Annotated in this window: 21 protein-coding genes; 11 read left to right on the top strand and 10 right to left on the bottom strand. The window is 70.0% G+C overall.

Annotation, left to right across the window (positions count from 1 at the left end):
- Positions 1 to 53: 53 nt before the first annotated feature.
- The 6 genes from ABT340_RS08090 to ABT340_RS08115 all read left to right on the top strand — a co-directional run bounded on the left by ABT340_RS08090 (position 54) and on the right by ABT340_RS08115 (position 5,841).
- Positions 54 to 1,595: an LCP family glycopolymer transferase gene (locus tag ABT340_RS08090; protein ID WP_352009950.1), complete on the top strand. Its 1,542-nt coding sequence runs from the start codon at positions 54 to 56 to the stop codon at positions 1,593 to 1,595.
- Positions 1,596 to 1,640: 45 nt separating this feature from the next.
- On the top strand, positions 1,641 to 1,985 hold the full coding sequence (locus ABT340_RS08095; RefSeq protein ID WP_352009951.1) for an STAS domain-containing protein: 345 nt from the start codon (positions 1,641 to 1,643) through the stop codon (positions 1,983 to 1,985).
- A gap of 109 nt (positions 1,986 to 2,094) precedes the next feature.
- Positions 2,095 to 3,240 carry an ATP-binding protein gene (locus tag ABT340_RS08100; protein WP_352009952.1) on the top strand — a complete coding sequence of 382 codons (1,146 nt, stop codon included), beginning with the start codon at positions 2,095 to 2,097 and terminating at the stop codon, positions 3,238 to 3,240.
- Entirely contained in the window at positions 3,237 to 4,070 is an 834-nt protein-coding gene (locus ABT340_RS08105) for a response regulator (RefSeq protein WP_352009953.1), read from the top strand. Before ABT340_RS08100 ends, ABT340_RS08105 begins: the two co-directional genes overlap by 4 nt.
- Before the next feature lie 112 nt (positions 4,071 to 4,182).
- Positions 4,183 to 4,758, top strand: a complete 576-nt coding sequence (locus tag ABT340_RS08110; RefSeq protein WP_352009954.1) for a hypothetical protein — start codon at positions 4,183 to 4,185, stop codon at positions 4,756 to 4,758.
- A 168-nt stretch (positions 4,759 to 4,926) separates the two neighbouring features.
- Positions 4,927 to 5,841 carry a glycerophosphodiester phosphodiesterase gene (locus ABT340_RS08115; protein ID WP_352009955.1) on the top strand — a complete coding sequence of 305 codons (915 nt, stop codon included), beginning with the start codon at positions 4,927 to 4,929 and terminating at the stop codon, positions 5,839 to 5,841.
- On the opposite strand, the gene ABT340_RS08120 is transcribed toward ABT340_RS08115, so the two are convergent.
- Entirely contained in the window at positions 5,786 to 6,997 is a 1,212-nt protein-coding gene (locus ABT340_RS08120; RefSeq protein WP_352009956.1) for a multidrug effflux MFS transporter, read from the bottom strand. The two genes, ABT340_RS08115 and ABT340_RS08120, sit on opposite strands and share 56 nt — an antisense overlap.
- A 177-nt stretch (positions 6,998 to 7,174) precedes the next feature.
- Between ABT340_RS08120 and ABT340_RS08125 the strand changes: the two genes are divergently transcribed.
- Both ABT340_RS08125 and ABT340_RS08130 read left to right on the top strand, forming a co-directional pair.
- Entirely contained in the window at positions 7,175 to 7,639 is a 465-nt protein-coding gene (locus tag ABT340_RS08125; RefSeq protein ID WP_352009957.1) for a GlcG/HbpS family heme-binding protein, read from the top strand.
- Positions 7,640 to 7,715: 76 nt separating this feature from the next.
- A complete protein-coding gene (locus ABT340_RS08130) occupies positions 7,716 to 8,015 on the top strand; it encodes a putative quinol monooxygenase (RefSeq protein WP_352009958.1) in 300 nt (99 codons plus the stop codon).
- Here ABT340_RS08130 and ABT340_RS08135 read toward each other — a convergent pair.
- On the bottom strand, positions 8,001 to 8,828 hold the full coding sequence (locus tag ABT340_RS08135; protein ID WP_352009959.1) for a hypothetical protein: 828 nt from the start codon (positions 8,826 to 8,828) through the stop codon (positions 8,001 to 8,003). The two genes, ABT340_RS08130 and ABT340_RS08135, sit on opposite strands and share 15 nt — an antisense overlap.
- A gap of 438 nt (positions 8,829 to 9,266) precedes the next feature.
- Here ABT340_RS08135 and ABT340_RS08140 point away from each other — a divergent pair, with 438 nt between their 5' ends.
- Both ABT340_RS08140 and ABT340_RS08145 read left to right on the top strand, forming a co-directional pair.
- Complete coding sequence (locus ABT340_RS08140) at positions 9,267 to 9,611, top strand: hypothetical protein (protein WP_352009960.1); 345 nt, start codon at positions 9,267 to 9,269, stop codon at positions 9,609 to 9,611.
- A 140-nt stretch (positions 9,612 to 9,751) separates the two neighbouring features.
- Positions 9,752 to 11,944: a hypothetical protein gene (locus ABT340_RS08145; RefSeq protein WP_352009961.1), complete on the top strand. Its 2,193-nt coding sequence runs from the start codon at positions 9,752 to 9,754 to the stop codon at positions 11,942 to 11,944.
- A gap of 30 nt (positions 11,945 to 11,974) precedes the next feature.
- Here the strand turns inward: ABT340_RS08145 and ABT340_RS08150 are convergent, their stop codons facing one another.
- From ABT340_RS08150 to ABT340_RS08165, 4 genes are all read right to left on the bottom strand, one after another.
- Positions 11,975 to 12,271 (bottom strand): hypothetical protein, encoded by a 297-nt coding sequence (locus ABT340_RS08150; protein WP_352009962.1) that lies wholly within the window; start codon positions 12,269 to 12,271, stop codon positions 11,975 to 11,977.
- Positions 12,268 to 12,792, bottom strand: coding sequence for a hypothetical protein (locus tag ABT340_RS08155; protein ID WP_352009963.1), 525 nt, complete (start codon positions 12,790 to 12,792; stop codon positions 12,268 to 12,270). The genes ABT340_RS08150 and ABT340_RS08155 overlap by 4 nt, the downstream gene beginning before the upstream one ends.
- Positions 12,793 to 12,925: 133 nt before the next feature.
- Positions 12,926 to 13,285, bottom strand: coding sequence for a 5-carboxymethyl-2-hydroxymuconate Delta-isomerase (locus tag ABT340_RS08160; protein WP_352009964.1), 360 nt, complete (start codon positions 13,283 to 13,285; stop codon positions 12,926 to 12,928).
- Positions 13,286 to 13,594: 309 nt separating this feature from the next.
- Entirely contained in the window at positions 13,595 to 14,758 is a 1,164-nt protein-coding gene (locus ABT340_RS08165) for an acyl-CoA dehydrogenase family protein (protein WP_352009965.1), read from the bottom strand.
- 152 nt (positions 14,759 to 14,910) lie between these two features.
- Between ABT340_RS08165 and ABT340_RS08170 the strand changes: the two genes are divergently transcribed.
- A complete protein-coding gene (locus ABT340_RS08170) occupies positions 14,911 to 16,230 on the top strand; it encodes a UDP-glucose dehydrogenase family protein (protein ID WP_352009966.1) in 1,320 nt (439 codons plus the stop codon).
- A gap of 47 nt (positions 16,231 to 16,277) precedes the next feature.
- Here the strand turns inward: ABT340_RS08170 and ABT340_RS08175 are convergent, their stop codons facing one another.
- The 4 genes from ABT340_RS08175 to ABT340_RS08190 all read right to left on the bottom strand — a co-directional run bounded on the left by ABT340_RS08175 (position 16,278) and on the right by ABT340_RS08190 (position 19,256).
- Positions 16,278 to 16,481 (bottom strand): DUF397 domain-containing protein, encoded by a 204-nt coding sequence (locus ABT340_RS08175; protein WP_352009967.1) that lies wholly within the window; start codon positions 16,479 to 16,481, stop codon positions 16,278 to 16,280.
- Entirely contained in the window at positions 16,466 to 17,293 is an 828-nt protein-coding gene (locus ABT340_RS08180) for a helix-turn-helix domain-containing protein (protein WP_352009968.1), read from the bottom strand. Before ABT340_RS08180 ends, ABT340_RS08175 begins: the two co-directional genes overlap by 16 nt.
- Before the next feature lie 167 nt (positions 17,294 to 17,460).
- The gene (locus tag ABT340_RS08185) at positions 17,461 to 18,957 is read right to left on the bottom strand and encodes an alpha/beta fold hydrolase (protein WP_352009969.1); all 1,497 of its coding nucleotides are present in this window, start codon (positions 18,955 to 18,957) and stop codon (positions 17,461 to 17,463) included.
- A 62-nt stretch (positions 18,958 to 19,019) separates the two neighbouring features.
- Positions 19,020 to 19,256 carry a DUF397 domain-containing protein gene (locus tag ABT340_RS08190; RefSeq protein ID WP_352009970.1) on the bottom strand — a complete coding sequence of 79 codons (237 nt, stop codon included), beginning with the start codon at positions 19,254 to 19,256 and terminating at the stop codon, positions 19,020 to 19,022.
- Positions 19,257 to 19,463 lie beyond the last annotated feature (207 nt).

Genomic DNA, 19,463 nt, shown 5'->3' on the forward strand with positions numbered 1-19,463 from the left:
CGCTACTGTACGGACGGGTACCTCATCGACCCAGCAAGCCTAGGGGGCCACGCATGCGCGAGTCGGGAGAAGAGGACTCGGGGGTGCGGGTGGGCGGCGACGCCTACGGCAAGGTCCGAGTCGCCCCCCGGCGTGAGCGCAGGCCCGCCCGGGGTGCCCGGTCACGGCGGCGCGGCCTCATCCTGGCCGGCGCGCTCTCCTGCCTGGTCCTCGGCGGTTCCGGGACGACCTGGGCGTTCACCAACTACGTGGGCAGCCAGATCAAGTCGGTCGACGCGGGGGTGCCCGGCTCGCAGGCCACCGGCGCGATGAACATCCTGGTCGTCGGCGTGGACAAGCGCGACAACCTCACCCGCAAGCAGCAGAACGAGCTCAAGCTCGGCCGGGAGAGCGGGCAGCGCACCGACACCATGATGGTCCTGCACCTGTCGGAGGACCACACCCGCGTCACCGTGGTGAGCCTGCCCCGTGACACCTGGACGACGATCCCCGGCCAGGGCATGCGCAAGATCAACGCGGCCTACCAGCTCGGCGGGCCCAAGCTGGCCGTACGGACGGTGCAGAACGTCACCGGGCTGACCATCAACCACTACGTCGAGGTCAACGTGCTGGGCTTCATCCAGGTCGTCGACTCCCTGGGCGGCGTGGACGTCTGCACCCCCGTGGCCATCGACGACCCGAAGACCGGGCTGCAGCTCCAGGCGGGCAACTACTCCCTCGACGGCGCCAAGGCCCTGTCCTACGCCCGGACCCGGGCCACCGCCCGCTCCGACCTGGACCGCATCGACCGTCAGCAGCAGGTCATCTCGGCCCTGCTACAGCGGGCGCTGAGCGGCGGCACGCTGGCCAATCCCGTCAGGCTCAGCGCGTTCGTCAACAGCACCCTCGGCACGCTCAGTGTCGACGACGCGCTCCGCAGGGACCTGCTCGGCCTGGCCGAACAGCTCAAGAACGTCTCGACCGACGACGTCTCCTTCGCGACGGTCCCGCTCGCCGACGTCGACTACAAGACGCCGACCGGTGAGTCGGCCGTGCTGTGGGACAAGGAGGCCGCGGCCGAGATGTTCCGCAGGATCGCCGCGGACGACCCGCTCACCAAGCCCGCCAAGCCCACGAACAGCCCCTCGGCGACCCCCTCCGTGAAACCTTCCGTAACCCCTTCTGTGAAGCCGTCCGCGAAGCCGTCGGCGACCCCGCTGACCGTGCCGCCGTCGCGGATCGCCGTCAAGGTGCTCAACGGAACCCTGATCAGGGGCCTGGGCGCGCGCACCAGGAACGACCTGATCAAGGCCGGGTTCCGGGTGCCGCAGCCCGCCGGGGACACCCGCGAGCGTGACCACGACAAGACCCTCATCCGGTACGGCCCCGGCCGCGAGGACTCCGCGCGCACCCTGGCCGCCGCGCTGCCGGGTGCCGAGGTGCGCGTGGTCGACGACCTCGGCGACCGGATCGAGGTGGTCGTCGGCCAGAAGTACCCGGGAGCCAGGAAGGTCACCGTCACGGCCCCCTCTGCGACCCCGGCTCCGACCCCGAGCCCCTCGGCGAGCACGCTTCCCGAGGCGAAGACCGCGACCGAGAACATCTGCAGGAAGTGAGTCCGGCTCCTCCCGGGGCAGGGACCCGGTGAGGAGGTGATGGCCATGACGGTTCTTGAGGTCCGCAGATGGCGCAGGGGTCCCTGTGTCGTGGTCCACGCCGCGGGGGAACTGGACATGTCGGTCGCGCCGCGTCTCGACACGGAGATCGGCCGTGCCCTCGGCATGGTCGAACATCCCTGCCTGGTGCTCGATCTGACCGAGATCTCGTTCTGCGACTCGGTCGGCCTCGGTGTCCTGGTCGGCGCGCTCACCCGTGCCAGGGACGCCCAGGGCCGCCTCATCCTGGTCGTACGGCCCGGCATGGTCGCCCGCCTGCTGACCATGACCAATCTCGACAGGTACATCGAGACCCGGGGCAGCCTGCGGGAGGCTCTGTCCGTCGCCTGACCCCCGCGCGCCCGCGCGGGGGTCACGTACAACAGGGCGCGCGCCCGCGCGGGGGTAACGATCAGGGCACGCGGTAACCCGGCCGAGGGCCCAGGCACGTCGCCTAGACGTGGATTTGCTACGGCACGACGTCCAGGCCGCCACCGAACGGCGCATGGCCAGGATGATCGTCTACGCCAGGGCGGGCACCACGGCGTTCCTGCTCGTCCCGCTGGTCTCGTGGGACCGGCTCGCCCTTCCCTGGGCGGCGGCCTGCGTGGCGCTCCTGGCCGCCGTCGAGGCCGTGTGGTTCACGGCCAGGGCCTGGCACGGCACCCTGCACGACCCGCCGCTCGTCTGGGCCGACGTCCTGGTGAGCCTGGTCGTGATGACGATCGGCTCACGCGCCGCTCTCCCCCACGAACGCAACGTCGTCCTGACGGCCCTGCTGCCCTTCTGCCTTGCCACCTCGGCGGTGCTGGGCTTCGGGTTCGGCTGGAGCCGCAGGGCCGTGGCGGCGGTGGCCGTACTGGCCGTGGCGTGGACCGCCTCCATCTATCCCAACCTCACCCAGAAGCTGCTGTCCGACCTGCTGGGCTTCACGCTGTGGTTCCTGATCGCGGTGCTGATCGGCAGGGAGCTGCGTGACCTGGCGGGCCAGACGGTGCTGGCGCAGCGACTGGCCGAGGAACGCCAGGAGCTCATCGCCGAGTACAAACGCCGCCAGGAGACGGCGCGCCAGCGCGAGTCGGCGCACCGGGCCATCCACGACGACCTGCTGCCGATCGTCGAACGGGTCGCGGGCAGCCCGTCCCTCGATCCGCCGACCGCCCGTGCCGCCCGCAGGGCCGCCCAGCGGGCCAGGCGGTTCATCACCGACGAGCACGCGACGGCGTTCGCCGACCTGATGGCCGAGGTGGCCGAGAGCGCCGCCGACCTGGGACTTGAGCTCACCCACGTGCTGCGCGTCCACCACGACCCTCCCCCCGAGGTCGGCGCGGCGCTCGCCTCCGCCGCCCGTGAGGCGCTGAACAACGTGGCCAGGCACGCGGGCAACCCGGACGGCGTGCACCTGTACGCCGAGGCGCACGACGACGGTGTGACCGTCGTCGTGCGCGACCGGGGCCGCGGCCTGCCCGAGAGCCCCGTACGGCGGGGCGGCGGGATGTCGCGCAGCTTCGCCGCCGTCGAACGGCACGGCGGGAGCTGGACGATCGAGTGCCCCCCTGGCGGTGGCGCCAAGGTCGTCCTGCGCTGGCCCGGGGACCGGGGGTGAGCCGGGCACGGGTCGGGATCGTCGACGACCATCCGATCGTGTCCTACCCGCTGGCCGACGCCCTGCGCCGCGCCGGGCACACGGTGCTCGAACCGGTGACCGCCGTGGAGTCCCTGCCTGAGGGCGGCCCGGGGGACGTCGCCGTCTGTGACCACTCGCTTCCCGAGGGCCGTTCGGGCGCGGAGGCGGTCGCCCACCTGACCTCAAGGGGCTGGCGGGTGCTGGCCACCTCCGGGGTCGCGGGCCGTGCCCAGGTGCTCGACGTGGTCGCCGCCGGGGCCTGGGGATACGTGGAGAAGCGCTTCACCACCCACGCGGAGTACGTCCACGCCGTCGGCCTGGTCAGCGCGGGCCGTCACCACGTCTCCCCGCTGCTGGCCGCCCTCCTGCTCGACGACGCGGCGGCCCGCCCGCTGGGCGCGGGCGACCTGTCGGCCAGGCAGCGTACGGCGTTGCGCGCGCTGGCCGAGGGCGACGGCCACGAGGAGGTCCTCGCCGCCTTGGGAAACCTCTCGGGGCCCGTCTCGGAGACCGTCTCGGGGACCGGTGAGGCAGAGCTTGAGGCCGCGCTCGCGGGGGCGTTCGCCCTGACGGCCCGCCGCCGCAGGATCAACCGCCTCTCCCCCCGTGAGCTGGACGTGGTCGCCGTCGTCGGCTGCCGGGGCCTGGGCCTGAAGGAGACCGCCAGGGAGCTGGGGATCAGGCCGGGTACCGTCGCCGACCACCTGGAGGCGGCCAAGCGGAAGTACCTGGCCTCCCACCCCGGGGAGAAGGATCTCTCCCCCCGTGCCGCGGCGCTGCGCTGGGCGATGGAACTGCGCCTGTGCTGATCCTCCCGGCTCCCCCTCCCCCGATGGCATCCCCATGTTTGGGGATGGCGGCCCAAGGAGCGGCCATCCCAAAATCCCCTTGGGGGTCCGCCCTTTCCGTCAGGAGCACACCATGCGCACACGCGTCATCACGTCCACCCTCGCCGGTGCCGCACTGATCGCCGCGACACTCCCCACGACCGCCCACGCGGGCACGGCCACCGGCCGGTCGAGCACGGCCGTCAGTTACAGCGTCGTCATCTCGGGCACCGTCAGCGGCAGGAGTTTCCGGCGTTCGGCCACGCTCGTCCTGCGCAGCACCGTCACCCGGGTCACCACGAACGGGACCAACCCGGTCGACGTCTGCCTGAAGTCGGGCTTCCCCGCCGGAGCCCCGCAGGTCGGCGCCATCTGGTACGGCAGCAACTCGGCCTGTTTCGGCGGCACCGCGGCCCTCGACATGGCCTATGTCAGGACCAGCGGGAACACCGCGACCGTCTCCCCCGACAGCCGGATCAGCGCCTCGGGCTCGAACAACTTCACCGCGACCGGCACCCTCACCAGCTGCGTCTACTTCCCGACGGAGGGCGGCGCCTCCTACACCTTCCGCAACGACGGCACCGTCTCCGGACGGATCTCGATACGTGGCTTCGGGGGCTACCCCTGTGGCTACTCCACCTACACCGCGAACCTGTCCGGCCGCCGCTGAGACCGGCGATCTTCCCCTCCCCGAGGGGAAGATCCGCCCGGGTCCGGGTAAACCGCCGTCGCGTCTGCTCACCTGCCCGGCATCGCCGGGTTACTTGTTCCTCAACTCGTTGTCACAGGCCTCAGTCAGCTTGGAATCGTAGGTCATCCCTCCGACCCGAGGAGACCCATGTTCCGACGACTCGGCCTCTTCGTCACGACCGCACTCGTGGCGGCGCTGACGGCCACCCCCGCCGCCCCCGCCGCTGCCGCCGTACGGCCGGTGAGCGTCGTCGCCCATCGCGGGGCGTCGGCGTACGCGCCGGAGAACACCGTCACGGCCTTCGAACTGGCGCGTGAGCAGCGCGCCGACCTGTTCGAGCTCGACGTCCAGGAGAGCAGGGACCACGAACTCGTCGTGGTGCACGACACCACCCTGAACCGCACCACCGACGTCGAGCGGATCTTCCCCGGCCGGTCGCCGTGGCGGGTCGGGGACTTCACGCTGGCGGAGATCCGCAGGCTGGACGCGGGCTCGTGGTTCGCCGCGAAGTACCGGGACGAGCGGGTGCCCACCCTGGGTGAGGCGCTGCGCGCGATGGACGACAGCGGCCTCGGCCTGTTGCTTGAGATCAAGGCGCCCAGCCTGTATCCGGGCGTCGAGGAGCGCGTCGCCGACGAGCTCCGCCGCCATCCGGCCTGGCTGGCCCCGGGACGGCTCGTCGTGCAGTCGTTCGACTGGGACTCGATGCGGACGTTCCACCGGATCATGCCCCAGGTCCCGATCGGCCTGCTCGGCACGCCCCCGGCCTCCCGGCTCGACGATCCGTCCAGGTTCGCCCGTCAGATCAATCCGACGTACGGCGATCTCACCCCCGGCTACGTCAGGAACGTCCACGACCACCGCATGGAGGTGTTCACCTGGACCGTCGACGACCGGGAGGCCATGCGCCGGGTGATCTCCCAGGGGGTCGACGGCGTCATCACCAACCGGCCCGACGTGCTGCGCGAGGTGGTCTCCCGCGCCCAGCGCCGGGCCGTACCCCAGCTCAGGCGGCGTGGGGCCGCGCCCGGAGCGTCGCGAACAGCACGGCCAGCGTCGTGACGGAGGTCACGCAGATCGCCAGCGTCATGGACAGCGCGCTCGCGCCCGCCAGGGAGACCAGCGGCGGCACCACGGCGCCGAGCAGGAACTGCAGCACGCCCAGCATCGCCGAGGCCGTCCCGGCCCGTTCGCCGTGCGGCGTCATGGCCAGCGCGTTGGCGTTCGGCGTGGACATGCCGACACTCGCGACCGCCAGGAACAGGCCGGGCAGCAGGCCGTAGAGGCCCCAGCCCGCCAGCACCCCGGCGAGGGCGGCCACCGCCCCGACCAGACCGACGACGAGTCCCGAGCCCAGCATCCGGCGGGCGCCGTACCGGCCGACCAGGAGACCGTTGACGTTGCCGCCGAGGACGATGCCGACGGAGTTGACCGCGAAGATCGCCGAGAAGGTCTGCGCGGTCACCCCGTAGCCCTCCTGCAGCACGAACGGGCTGAGCGTGATGTAGAGGAAGAGCGAGCAGCCCGCCAGCGCCAGCAGCATCGCGTAGCCGACGAAGACCCGGTCGCGCACGAGCACCGTGAACTGCCGTCCCGTCTCGCGCAGCCCGCCGGTGTGCCGCGCCTGCTTCTCCAGCGTCTCCGGCAGGGTGAGCCCGGCCAGGAACAGCAGCACACCGATGACGGCGAGCGCGACGAACATGCCCCGCCAGTCGGTGAAGCGGGCGAGCTGGCCACCGGCGAGCGGGGCGACCACCGGCGCCAGGCCGCCGACCAGCATGAGCAGCGAGAACACCTTCGCCGCCTCGTCGCCGTCGAACAGGTCGCGGACCATCGCCCTGGCGATGACCAGCCCGGCCGCCCCGGCCAGTCCCTGGACCAGGCGGAAGCCGATCAGCGACCAGATCCCGGGGGCGAGCGCGCACAGCACCGACGCCACCGCGTACGTCGCGACCCCCAGCAGGAGCGGGCGGCGGCGTCCGATCCGGTCGCTGATGGGACCGGCCAGGAGCTGGCCGAGCGCCAGCCCGACCATGCACATCGACATGGTCATCTGGGCCAGGGCGTCGGTGGTCCGCAGTGCCCTGCCGAGCTCGGGCAGGACCGGCAGGTAGAGGTCCATCGACAGCGGGCCGAAGGCCGAGAGGGCGCCGAGCGTGACCAGCACCCGTACCCGCCGGAGCCCGGACAGCGCGGCGGGCCGTGCGGCGACCGTCATCGCGTCCGCCCGTCCTGGTGCCGTCCGTCCTGGCCGGGGGTGCCGACGTTCATGGATCTCCTTCTCGCGGGGTTCCGGTCCGTGCGGGAGCCGGCGGGGCGCTCGGGTCAGAACCAGTATCACGACGCCGATTTCCCTGATTCCCACCGGGTCCGGTCGTATACGACTTTTGCTGTGATGTCCTACATAGTGGGACGGTACGACTCGACGCGGGAGGGACATGTCGTGGCACGGGAACTGAGACTGGACGAGGCACGCGCGATGGCCGAGGCCGCGCTGGCCCGCGCCGCCCAGGAGGACCTGCGGGTCAGCGTCGCGGTGGTCGACGCCCTCGGCCGGGACGTCCTCGTCGTCCGCGGTGACGGCGCCACCTGGTTCACCCCCGAGGCCGCCCGTTGCAAGGCCCGTACGGCCGCCGCCTTCCGCCGCGACAGCGCCGACCTGACCGGGCTCAGGGAGAACTACCCCGAGGTGTTCGACCTGGCGGGCGACCAGTTGCCCTTCCGCCCGACCACCCTGGCCGGTGGTCTCCTCCTCGAACACGACGGCGATCCCGTCGGCGCCATAGGCGTGAGCGGCGCCACCCCCGCCCAGGATGTCCTGTGCGCCGAGGCAGGCGTGATCGCCTTCCCCACCGGCTGACGCGGGAGAGACCCGTGTTCGGATCGATGGTGCGTTTCACGTGCGAGGACCAGGCGGGCGCCGACGGTTCGACCGGTTGACCGCCCGGACCGTGGCGAAGGTCCGGGAGAGCGAACCCGACACGCTGATCTACACCACGCACACGGTCGAGGGGCGGCCGCTCCGGCGGATCTTCCACGAGCCGTACCGTGACCGCGCCGCCTTCGAGGCGCACCGCGAGCTTGAGCACGTCAAGCGTTTCACGGCCCGCTGTGACGACCTGTCGGTCTCCTTCGAGGTCGACTTCCTCAACCTGCGGGAGAGCGGGACGACGGCCGAGCCGTTTCCCGGCGCCGAGGAGATCCGCCCGCACCTCCCGGGTTCACCGGTGAGGTGATGAGCCCTCCGCCGCGACCGGCAGGGGCGTGGAGTCGGCCGACGGCCGAGGGTCGGCCAGGTCATGGGCGGAACGGATCAGCCAGACCATGCCCAGTGCGTCGACGACCGTCAGGGCGTCGCGGACGGCCTCCCCTCCCACGAGCAGCCCGGCCAGCGGCCAGAGAACGGGCAGCAGCAGGGAGGCGATGCCGTACCGGACGGTGGCCGTCCGCCAGCGGCCGTCCATCCACTGCGCCCGCAGCACCAGCACCGTCCAGACCAGGGTCGCCAGGGCGCAGATCAGGTTCAGCTGACCGGGCGTGTCCCGGCCGAGGAGGGCGAGCACCTCGGAGACGGCGACGCCCCCGTACGCCAGGACGCCCACGGCCCCCGTGCGGTCGGCGCCCTTCACGCCGCGTGTCAGCACCGGCCGGAACAGCAGCACGACCACCACCATCAGCAGGGAGTCGAGCACCGTCACCCACCAGGGCCACGACGGCACGGCGAAGTAGAGCAACCAGGTCGCCGCGGACGCGTACAGCGCCGCCCTCAGCCGCCGTTCGTCCCGGTCCAGGGTGGGCGACGGCCCCGCCAGCGGCCCGCGAAGGCACTGCCACAGCGCCCAGGCCCACAGCGCTCCGGCCAGGACCAGGACGATCACGTTCGGCCACGTCACCGCCGCGCCCGCGCCCGCCTCGGTGAACACCGTCAGCCACCACAGCACACCGAGATCACCGGTGACCCACGCGGCCCCGGCGGCGACCGCCACCGCGACGAGGTAGACGCCCATGACGAGCAGGGCGGGAACACCGAAACGATGACGACGTAACATGCGGCTCTTCCCGGGGTCAAGATCGAAGGGGGTCAAGATCGAAGGCCCCACCCTAGCGAGTCGCCGCCCCGATGCCGACCACGCGTTCTCCCCGACGGCCCCGCCCGTGCCCGTCACCGTGAAAACGCCTCGGCCGATCAGCCGACCGGCGACCAGGGCCGGTATTCCACAGAACGGGAAACACCCTCCGGCCGGGTCCGCCGCCTTCTTCCACATCCCCTTTTATATGGAAATAAGCAGACAAATAAACAACGGCACAACCACCGCGCCATTCTGACCGGCCAGGACACAATTCAATGCCCACCCGATTCACAACACACACCGCCTTGACGAAGCGCGGCAAAAACATACTGTTATTACAGCCGCTCTCTTTAATTGACCACTCTCCAAATCAAGTTCGAGTGGTTCCAAAACCAGAACGGCGCTACGGGAGGCATTATGGTGAAGATCAGATGGGTCGCGGGGGCGGTGCTCACAGCCGGACTCGTGATTCCGACCGCCAACGCGGTCGCGGTCAGCTCCTACGGCGGCGGCGCCCACGCCTGGGCGCCCGCGCAGGGCAACCCGGGGAAGATCGCGGTCAAGGACAACAGCGACGACGGTGACCCGGTCAAGGCCGAGTACTACCGGCAGAGCAGCCCGGGGACCAAGCGGACCCTCTGGAACCACAGCGGCTACAGAAGAACCGTCTACTCCGGGAGCGGCTCGAAGATCATCAAGCTTCGCGCCATCGACGAGAACAACCACGCCCCCGACGACGTCGGGCCCTGGGTCTCCCCCTGACCCGAAGTCCATCACCTGGCCGGGCCGGCACCGTCGACCCGGCCTTCGTCCTGACACCCGGAACCGACGGCGGGAGGCAAGTGCGTTCCCATGGCGTACCGCGGAGCCGTACGAGCCCCGGAGACCTGGGGTCCGGTCCCGTGACGGGCCGGTGGGCGCTTCTGGCCGCCTCGTGCGTGCTGGCCGTGGTCATGTCGGCCATGGTTCTCGCGGTCGCGACGTACGAGGGGCGCGCGGCCAGGGACCGGGCGCGCGGCCCGGTCATCGCCGAGACGGCACGGGACGCCGTCGCCTGGTGGGCGTCGAGATTCGACGCGGTGGGGGGCCTGCAGCACAGCGTGGTGTTCGTCGAACCGCTGGACGCCTCGGCGCCGCCGCCTCCCGGGCTGACCCGATGGCCAGCGCCGGGAGAGGCGATGCTCTCCCCGGAGCTGCTGAGACGCGGGGCCACGGAGGAGGTCGGGACCCGCTACGGGCGCTTCGGCGGGCTCATCGGGCCGGAGGGGCTCCTGTCACCCTCGGAGCGGCTCGCCTACGTTCGCCCGCCCACTTCCCCGAACGCGGTGGAACGCGAATCATGGTTGCCGATCACCGGGTTCGGACGGCCCTTCCCGCTGGTCGAGACGCTGGACCAGCGTGACCTGTCCGAGGTGCTGCTCGCGCTCGGGACGTTCACGCTGGTGCCCGCCCTGGCGCTCATGACGGTCGCCGCCCGACGCGCCCCGCGGACCGGGAACCGTACCGGACCACGGTGGCGCCCGCGGACCGGATCGCGTCGGAGCGAGCGGACCGGACCACGGTGGCGCCGGGCGTTGACGGGGCTCGGCGAGGAGGTTCCGCCGCTCGTGATCGGCAGCGCGGCGGGAGGTCTCGTGCTCGTCCTGGCCGCGTGCGTCGACCTGCCCGTGCCGGCCACCGGCTACGTGCTGAACTCCGCCGACGTCCGCGCCGCCTGGCCTCTCGGCTGTGCGGCGATCCTCACGAGCCTCACCACCGGGTTCGTCCTCGTGGCCGCCCCGCGCCGGACGGCGAGAAAGACCCCCGAGGCGCGAACGGACGACCAGACGGCACAGAAAGGAGACCGAGAGGCGGAAAGAGGGCCCGGCGCCCCGCCGTACTCCGTTCCGAAACGGCGCCTCGTGGCGTGCGCTCTCGCGGTCGGGACCGTCGCCCTCAGCCAGTACTTCCCTCCGGCCGGGAAACTGATCGCCTTCGCCGTGGGCACGGTCGGCATGTGGGTTCTGCTGCCCTCGGCGGCCACCGCGCTCGCCGTGTCCGGGGGCCGCGAACTCGCCAGGCGCGGCGCGGACTCGGGGCGCCCCGGACTCCTCACCGGCGGTCTGCGGCTCGCGGCGCGGCCCGCCCCGTTCGTGCGCCTGTTCACGGCGTTGGTCGTCCTGTTGGGGGTCCTGACCCTCATCCAGGTCTGGGAGGGACGGATCGGAGACACGGCGAGAGCGGCCCTGACGACGGAGCGGCGCATCGGTGACACCCTCCTGGTCGTGCGTACGGCGGGGCGCCCGGACCTGGAGAGGTTCTCCCTGGCCCTTCCCCGCACGTCGGCGCTCGCGGTGCTGACGATCGGTGAGGACGGCAGGCTCGCGACGCTCGTCGGGCCGTGCCGGACGCTCCGGATGCTGAAACTGCCGTGCACCGGCGCGCTGGTCCCCGGGAACCACGAGGACGACAGGCTGAAGGAGCTCCGGAGCTGGTACGGCATCCGGACGCTGACCGGCCAGGTCGGCCGGGGCCGTACCGAACGGACCAGGAACCTGGTCGTGGTCGTCAGCGACACCAGGGGACAGTACCCGCAGGTCGCCCGAGCGGCCTACGCGACGTTGCCCGTGCTGGAGACCACCGCCCCGGGCGGCGGCTGGATCGACGGGGCGGTCCGGCGGACCGGGCTGGGGACGTGGCTGACACTGCTCGGCCTCGTGGGAGTGTTCGCGCTGCTCCAGGCCGCCTGGATCGGCTTCGCCGAAGACCGCGACGCCTCCGGGCCCGCCGCCTGGTGGCACCTGACGGTCCCCCTGCTCGCCATGACCGCCCTGGTGATCGTCATCACCGCCTGGCACGGCCTGTTCCTCATCTCCATCACGGCAGGAGGCACCCTCCCCTGGTCCGTGCTGACCACGACGGCCGCGGCCTGCGCCCTCCTCGCGATCACCCTGGGGCTCTTCCACCAGCGGACCCGGCCCTGGATTCAGATGAGGTCGTCAAAGGCCGCCCTTCATGCGGCGATGGCCGGTTCGAAAGCCGCCTGCTTCAGGAAAGCGATCAGGCACCTGCTCCGAACCGTGAAAACCCCTCGGTCACAGTCACCCGGAACATGATCGTTCGATGATTTCTCCGGAGACCGGCGGTCATTCCTTCTTGGAATCCGTGGCGGTGGAATCGCCGTAAGAAAGCCCCTCGAACAGCGGCCAAAGCGGGCTGTTCTCGTCAATCTCGACGAGCTGGTCCTTGTCGATGACCTTAGCGTTCGACGTGTCGTCCTTCCCTGCCGGTGTGACCACCGATTGTCTCGCCTTCACCGGATCGTCGCGGTCGGTCATATGGTCTCCGGTTGTGAGCAGCAATGCGGCGCCCAGAACGAACATCTGCCGGTAGCACCATGTCCGTTTCTTCTCCTCCGGCATGTCGCGGACCCGACCGGTCACAACCCGGTGTCCTCCCAGTACGGGGTGTGCGTTTCGATGTCCTCCGGCACGTGAATCCGCCCGTTCGACAGGACAAGTGGCGCGATCTCAACGCTCTCGTGGAAGCGCAGGTAACCGACGAAGAATCCGGCGCCGCCAGCATGTGCGTCAACCGAACACCGGCCAAGCCAGTCCAGCAATGTCCGGAGCCGGTAGAAGTCGTCGGGATGGAGTTCCTGGCGTACCGTCAGCGCCCAGCCGTCCGATCGCTCTCGCGCGACCAACTCGGCGACGAGCGCGCCCCCCACCCACCGGGCAGCGCCCCGCTGCGCGAACACGGGCTCCGCCTCCGCGTTCTCCCATTCGCAATCGGGGTCATCGGGATCACCGAGTGGATAGGTTTCCACGTATCTGTCGGAGCCGATCGGCAGCCGCTCAGGCCGCGGCCCCTCCCCCACATGCCACCGCAGCTCGGCGAGCTCGTCATCGGTCACGTCAGCGCGAATGTCCGCCGAAAGCACGAGTTCGTAGACGTCTCCCATCGGCACACCGTACCGTCACAACGCCCCGAAAGATCGTTCTGTGAGGAGTTCACAGCTGTGGTCACCGATCTTCAGCAGGGTTCGGAGACTTCCAAAAAAAGCCCTCCACGATATGACCGGATTCCATCAGCGGTTATCGTGTCAGGACCCGTTTGTGGTAGCTCTCAATGTCCCGGACCTCGACGGTGACCTGGGTGTTCAGTCCCGTCCCGGGCCTGAGGTGGTCGCACAGCGTCGCAAGGGTCAGATCTCCCAGACGAGCTTTGACCTCCGGATCGCGCCCGGGCAGGATCGCCAGATCTACGTGGACCATCGCCTCGGTGGCGGCGCCGCCACCGATGACCGCTTCGGCGATCGGACGAAAGCGTGTTTTGAAATCCGGCAGGGCACTGCCGATCAACTCGGCCGCGGCCGGATGAAGTACCGACGCGAATCCGCGCCGGTCGAACGCCTCAGCGAGGGATGCGGAGTACTCGACAACGATCTGTGGCATGCCACTCATTGTTGAAGCCGTCCGCACCATGACCAAGCCGGTTTCCCGGTTCGACGACCGCACGTCGAAGAATGAAGGTTCGGTACCGGCCGGACAGGGTCTCGTGCACCCACACCCCGGAACGTCTGGGGAGGCCGGATTCCTCGGAGTCCCCGGGACGACCGTTCCGGTGACCTTATCCATCGTGACGACCCCCGCTCCGTGAGACACGGGGCTCTCCCCGTTCCGCCCCCGCTCCGCGTCTCACGGAACGGGGACGGAACAGAGCCTCATGGAGGCCACGAAGACCGGCGGACGGTTCTCAGCGACCTACTTCAGCAGCTGCCTGGCCATGACCAGGCGCTGGATCTGGTTGGTGCCCTCGTAGATCTGGGTGATCTTGGCGTCGCGCATCATGCGCTCCACCGGGTAGTCGCTGGTGTAGCCGTACCCGCCGAGGAGCTGGACCGCGTCGGTGGTGATCTCCATGGCCGCGTCGGAGGCGGCGCACTTGGCGGCGCTGGAGATGAAGGTGAGGTCCTTCTGCGGCTTGCCGTGCATGGCCAGTTCGGACTTGGCGGCGGCGGCGTAGGTGAGCTGCCTGGCCGCCTCCAGCTTCATCGCCATGTCAGCGATCATGAACTGGAGTCCCTGGAAGTCGGCGACGGGCCTGCCGAACTGCTTGCGCTCCTTGACGTAGCCGATCGCGTAGTCAAGCGCCCCCTGGGCGATGCCGAGCGCCTGGGCGGCGATCGTGACGCGGGTGTGGTCCAGGGTGGCCAGCGCGGTCTTGAAGCCGGTGCCCGGGGCGCCGATCATGCGGGAGGCCGGGATGCGGACGTCCTCAAGGATGACCTGACGGGTCGGGGAGGCCCGGATGCCGAGCTTGCGCTCCTTGGCCCCGAAGCTGACGCCCTCGTCCGACTTCTCCACGACGAAGGCGGAGATGCCCTTGGCGCCCACGCCCGGCTCGGTCACGGCCATCACCGTGTAGTACTCGGAGACCCCGGCGTTGGTGATCCACATCTTCGCGCCGTTGAGCACGTAGTGGTCGCCGTCGGCCACGGCTCGGGTCTTCATCGCCGCGGCGTCGCTGCCCGCCTCCGCCTCGGACAGGGCGTAGGAGAACATCGCCTCGCCCCGCGCGACCGGCGGCAGGTAACGCTGCTTGAGTTCCTCGGAGGCCGACAGCAGCAGCGGGACGGTGCCCAGCTTGTTGACCGCGGGGATCAGCGAGGACGAGGCGCACGCCCGCGCCATCTCCTCGATGACGACGACGGCCGCGAGCGCGTCCGCCCCGGCGCCGCCGTACTCCTCCGGGACGTGTACGGCGTGCAGGTCGGCCGCGACGAGTGCCTTGTAGACGTCCCAGGGGAACTCCCCTGTCTCGTCGGCTTCGGCGGCCCGCGGAGCGATCTTCTCGTCGGCCAGGGCACGGACGGTCTCCCGGAGCATCTGGTGCTCTTCGGGCAACTCGTAGAGAGGGAAGCTCATGGAGAAATACTAGGACGTCCAACAAAATATGGACCGCTCCAGGGTGGTAGATCAGTGCAGCTAGATGTTTGTGCAGGTGGCGTGAGAGTACAGACAAGTGGATGCCGCTACTCTGACGGCACAGAATCGGGCAGAAACCGAAAGGAACACCAGTGGCCTACCGCCTGACGATGGTGGGAACCGGATACCTGGGTGCGACGACGTCGGCATGCATGGCGGAGCTGGGCTTCGAAGTCCTCGGCGTCGACGTGGATGCGGAGAAGATCGCCCGCCTGCAGGCCGGGGACCTGCCTATCTACGAACCCGGCCTTCAGGAGATCCTCCGGCGCAATCTCGCCAACGGACGGCTGCGCTTCACCACCTCCTACGAGGAGGCCGCGGCCTTCGGGGATGTGCACTTCCTGTGCCTGGGCACCCCGCAGAAGCCCGGAGAGTACGGCGCGGACGTCTCCCATCTGGACGCCGCGGTCGAGTCGCTGGCACCGTTCCTGGAACGTGAGTGCCTGGTGGTCGGCAAGTCGACGGTCCCGGTCGGCACCGCGCAACGCCTGTCAGAGAAGCTCGCACGGCTCGCCCCCATCGGCTCCGGCGCCGAGCTGGCCTGGAACCCGGAGTTCCTGCGCGAGGGCTTCGCCGTGAAGGACACGCTGTACCCCGACCGGATCGTGCTCGGCGTCGCCTCGGAGAAGGCCGAGAAGGTCATGCGCGAGGTCTACGCCGCCATGCTCGAACGCCAGACCCCCCTGGTGATCACCGACTACCCCACCGCCGAGCTGGTCAAGGTCGCCGCCAACGCCTTCCTCGCGACCAAGATCTCCTTCGTCAACGCGATGGCCGAGGTCTGCGAGGCCGCCCACGCCGACGTCAAGCAGCTGTCGCTGGCGCTGTCCTTCGACGACCGCATCGGCGGCAAGTTCCTCAACCCCGGCCTGGGCTTCGGCGGCGGCTGCCTGCCCAAGGACATCCGCGCCTTCATGGCCCGCGCCGGAGAGCTCGGCGCCGACCAGGCGCTGACCTTCCTGCGCGAGGTCGACGCGATCAACATGCGCCGCCGCGCCCGTATGGTCGACCTGGCCCGCGAGCTGACCGGCGGCTCCTTCCACGGGTGTACGGTGACCGTCCTCGGCGCCGCATTCAAGCCGAACTCCGACGACATCCGCGACTCGCCCGCCCTCGACGTCGCCGTCACGATCAGCCGGCAGGGCGGCCAGGTCACCGTCTACGACCCGGCGGCCCAGGAGAACGCCCGCCGGGCACATCCCCAGCTCGCCTACGGCGAATCCGCCCTCGACGCCGCCCGCGACGCCCATGTCGTGCTGCTGCTGACCGAGTGGCAGGAGTTCATCGACCTCGACCCCGAGGCCCTGGGCTCCGTGGTCGCCAGGCGCAAGATCGTCGACGGCCGTAACGCCCTTGACGCCGAGGTCTGGCGCGAGGCCGGCTGGCACTACCGCGCCCTGGGGCGCCCCTGACACACGCGACGGCCCCCTGCGCGTGAGAGCGTCAGGGGGCCGGTTGATCAGACGTCGAACGAACCCTGCCTGACCTCACCGAGGAACGCCCGCCACGCCGTACGGGTGAGGATCAGCTTCGGCCCGTCGGGGTCCTTGGAGTCACGTAGCGCGAACAGCGGGCCGACCGCGGCCATCTCGACGCACTCTCCGCCGTTGTCGCTGCTCAACGACGCCTTACGCCACACGGCCCCGCTCAGGTCTGCTTCCATGTCTCCATCACCTTCGTCATGAGATCGATGCTCGCCCCCGGGGACATGGCCTCGGTGCGAAGCTCCTCGTAGCGTCTGCTGACCTCCGCCACGTCACGCGGATGATCCGTTACCCGCCCTTCGATCGCGCATTCCACGTAGGCGGTGTCCGTGGTGCCCTCGATTCCGGCGATGACGAACGCCCCGCTCAGACCGGCCGTGACGCTGGCGTCCCCTGGCATCACCTGGATGGAGATGTGACGGTTCTCCATCGCCGCGATGACGGCCGCGATCTGACCGCGCATGATCTCGGGGCTGCCGACCCGCCGGTAGAGCATGCTCTCGTCCAGCACCGCCCACAACAGGGGTGGATTGGCGCCGTGCAGCAGGCTCTGCCGTTCGATCCTGGCGGCGACCAGCTCCTCGATCCGCTCCTCCGGCATCGTCCGCCTGCCTTTCAGCAGGGCGCGGGCGTAGTCGGGGGTCTGCAGCAGGCCGGGGAAGACCAGCGGCTGCCAGTTCTTGAGAACGTGCGCCCTGCGTTCGATCCCCACCCATGGACGAAACCAGACGGGATAGGCGGCCTGGCTGAGAATCGGCCAGATCCGCATGAGCGTCCCCTCGGTGTTGAGCATCCGGTCACAGCGCTCGATGAAGTCACGCGACGGATTGCGCTTGGCGGTCTCGACCATCCCGACCAGGGAGACGGAGGAGGAGATCGCCTCTGCGAGCTGCTCCTGGGTCCATCCGGCCTGGTCGCGCAGGCGGCGAAGCTCTGCTGCGAAGAACGCCAGCGGGCCTGACCCGCTGTCGAGCTCACGCGACGATGGCATCCGAACTCCTGTCTTACGTCTCACACCGGTATCGCAGCATGACCGGTCATCAGGGGACACGATCATGCCTTCAGTGACAACTGCATCACGCACGGTAATGTGACACCGTCTCGTTTGGAAGCGCATCCCCAAAACACGTCAAGATCAGCAAAGCGAAACCCCGGCGATCACCCAGAGACCTTGACCGGGGGGATGGCCGCCAGGCACGAGGTGTCCGGCGTCCGGCCGTCACGAAGAAACGCGGTCACAACGCCCGCGACACACCCGCTGGGTTCGAACTCCGACACATGGCCGACGTTGGGCACGGACACGAAGACCCCCCGGGGAAACTGCGCGGCGGCCTTGCGCCCGTTGGCCTCGGCGGTGATGCCGTCCAGGTCGCCGTTGAGCACCAGCACCGGCACGTCGGGGAAGCTCCCGGTCGAGACGTACGGCCTGCCGGTGCCCTTGGCGGGCCAGCGCAGGCAGTAGTCCCCGGCGTCGGCCTGCGCCCTGGCGAATCCCAGGGGGCTGAACGCGCCGAACTCGCCGGGCCTGGCCCGTCCGACCGCGCGTTCGAAGTGGCGGCGCCGTTCGGCGAGCGAGGCCCCGACCGGCCACGGGCGGGGGTAGTCGTTGCACGAGACGGTGGCCGCGATGCCCATGTCCATGCCCTCGTAGGCCGCCAGGTCTCCCGCCATGATCTCCCCCATCAGGGCGACCAGCTCACGGTCGTCCCCCCGGGCCGCGCCGCGCAACGCCCTGGGCAGCCTGCCTACGACCGGGACCTCCGAGGGCACCGCCCCGACGGCGACGCTGGCCGAGGAGTAGACCAGCTGCGCGAACCTGTCCTCGGTGAGCGCGACCCACCTGTTCCGTCCGCCGACGGTGAGGGGCACCCGCGCGGGTACGGCCCGCAGCCTGGCGGCCACCCTGCCCAGGTCCCGTACGGCCCGCTCCCCGTCGCAGGCCCCGCTCCGCTCGCAGATCCGCCGCAGTGTCAGGGAGACGGCCTGGGCGCTCTCCCTGCCCAGCGGGTCGAGGCCGATGGGGTAGGCGGCGGAGAACACCGCCGACTGGACCCGCTCCGGATGCCGCTGGGCGTAGACGGGCAGCAGGTAGGTGCCGTAGGAGAGTCCGTACAGCATGACCTTGGGGATGCCCAGGGCGGCCCTGACGGCGTCGAGGTCGTCGGCGGTCGCGGCCGAGGTGTAGCCGGCGGCGCGCGGGCCGAGGTTGTCCGCGCAGCGGCCGACCAGCCGTAACAGGCCCTCCCGTGGTTCGGTCACCACGGCACCCGCGGGAACGCCGCAGGTCAGGGGGCCCGACCGGCCCACTCCCCGGGGATCGACGAGCAGCAGGTCGTGGTCGGTGAGCAGGCCCCCGAGCAGGGCGGTGAACGTCTCGTGCTGGGCGATCGCCTGTCCTCCCGGACCACCGGGATTGACGAGGATCGTCCCCTTGGCGGGGCCGGCCGTCTCCCGCCGGAGGATTCGTGCGTATCCGACGGTGACGGCGCCCAGGTCCGGCCTTCCCTGGACGAGGGGCCGGGGAAGCGTTCCGCACTCGACCCGGTGGCCGGGAACCTCAGGACACCAGGTGGCCTCCTGGGCGGGGGCGGACACACCGGACAGGGCGCCGGGCAGGGCGAGGGACAGGGCGAGAACGATCGAAGTCAAGGTCACGATCGGGATTGTTGATCCTCACCCGGCCCGCCACCAGACCCAAACTTCGACCCCGGCGTCGGTCAGTTGTCGAACTCGCCGAGTTTCACGCCGCCCACGAAGGCCTCCCACTCCGAGCGGGTGAAGAAGAGCTTCGGGCCTTCGGGGTTCTTCGAGTCGCGCAGCACGTACAGCGAGCCGAGGCCCGCCTTGTGGCCGGAGTCGACCGGGTCGATCACGGCCACCTCGACGCAGTCCTCGGTGGGGTCGTCACCCGTGACCGCCCTGCGCCAGACGGCCTTGCTCAGGTCAACGTCCATCTCTCATCACCTTCGCTGTCGGGTCGGTGCCGCGCCGGGCACCTCCATACGGAGATCCAGGATGACCGGTGACGTTCTCCCCCGCGCCGGATTCCCGCACACAGTATCCGCGGCGACGACCGGCGACGGACAGGACCGTACGCGATTACCTAACGGATGACTGATTCCTCCCTTGATTGACTTCAATAACGTTCTGATCAGCGAAAC

The sequence above is a fragment of the Streptosporangium sp. NPDC000239 genome (genome assembly GCF_040300765.1).
Classification (GTDB): Bacteria; Actinomycetota; Actinomycetes; order Streptosporangiales; family Streptosporangiaceae; genus Streptosporangium.

Excerpts from the sequence above, each read along its gene's own strand:
- ABT340_RS08135 (WP_352009959.1), bottom strand. The coding sequence starts at position 8,828 with ATGTTACGTCGTCATCGTTTCGGTGTTCCCGCCCTGCTCGTCATGGGC.
- ABT340_RS08120 (WP_352009956.1), bottom strand. The coding sequence starts at position 6,997 with ATGACGGTCGCCGCACGGCCCGCCGCGCTGTCCGGGCTCCGGCGGGTA.
- ABT340_RS08180 (WP_352009968.1), bottom strand. The coding sequence starts at position 17,293 with ATGCCATCGTCGCGTGAGCTCGACAGCGGGTCAGGCCCGCTGGCGTTC.
- ABT340_RS08110 (WP_352009954.1), top strand. The coding sequence starts at position 4,183 with ATGCGCACACGCGTCATCACGTCCACCCTCGCCGGTGCCGCACTGATC.
- ABT340_RS08155 (WP_352009963.1), bottom strand. The coding sequence starts at position 12,792 with ATGGGAGACGTCTACGAACTCGTGCTTTCGGCGGACATTCGCGCTGAC.
- ABT340_RS08160 (WP_352009964.1), bottom strand. The coding sequence starts at position 13,285 with ATGCCACAGATCGTTGTCGAGTACTCCGCATCCCTCGCTGAGGCGTTC.
- ABT340_RS08190 (WP_352009970.1), bottom strand. The coding sequence starts at position 19,256 with ATGGACGTTGACCTGAGCAAGGCCGTCTGGCGCAGGGCGGTCACGGGT.
- ABT340_RS08115 (WP_352009955.1), top strand. The coding sequence starts at position 4,927 with ATGTTCCGACGACTCGGCCTCTTCGTCACGACCGCACTCGTGGCGGCG.
- ABT340_RS08165 (WP_352009965.1), bottom strand. The coding sequence starts at position 14,758 with ATGAGCTTCCCTCTCTACGAGTTGCCCGAAGAGCACCAGATGCTCCGG.
- ABT340_RS08090 (WP_352009950.1), top strand. The coding sequence starts at position 54 with ATGCGCGAGTCGGGAGAAGAGGACTCGGGGGTGCGGGTGGGCGGCGAC.
- ABT340_RS08140 (WP_352009960.1), top strand. The coding sequence starts at position 9,267 with ATGGTGAAGATCAGATGGGTCGCGGGGGCGGTGCTCACAGCCGGACTC.
- ABT340_RS08125 (WP_352009957.1), top strand. The coding sequence starts at position 7,175 with ATGTCCTACATAGTGGGACGGTACGACTCGACGCGGGAGGGACATGTC.
- ABT340_RS08175 (WP_352009967.1), bottom strand. The coding sequence starts at position 16,481 with ATGGAAGCAGACCTGAGCGGGGCCGTGTGGCGTAAGGCGTCGTTGAGC.
- ABT340_RS08095 (WP_352009951.1), top strand. The coding sequence starts at position 1,641 with ATGACGGTTCTTGAGGTCCGCAGATGGCGCAGGGGTCCCTGTGTCGTG.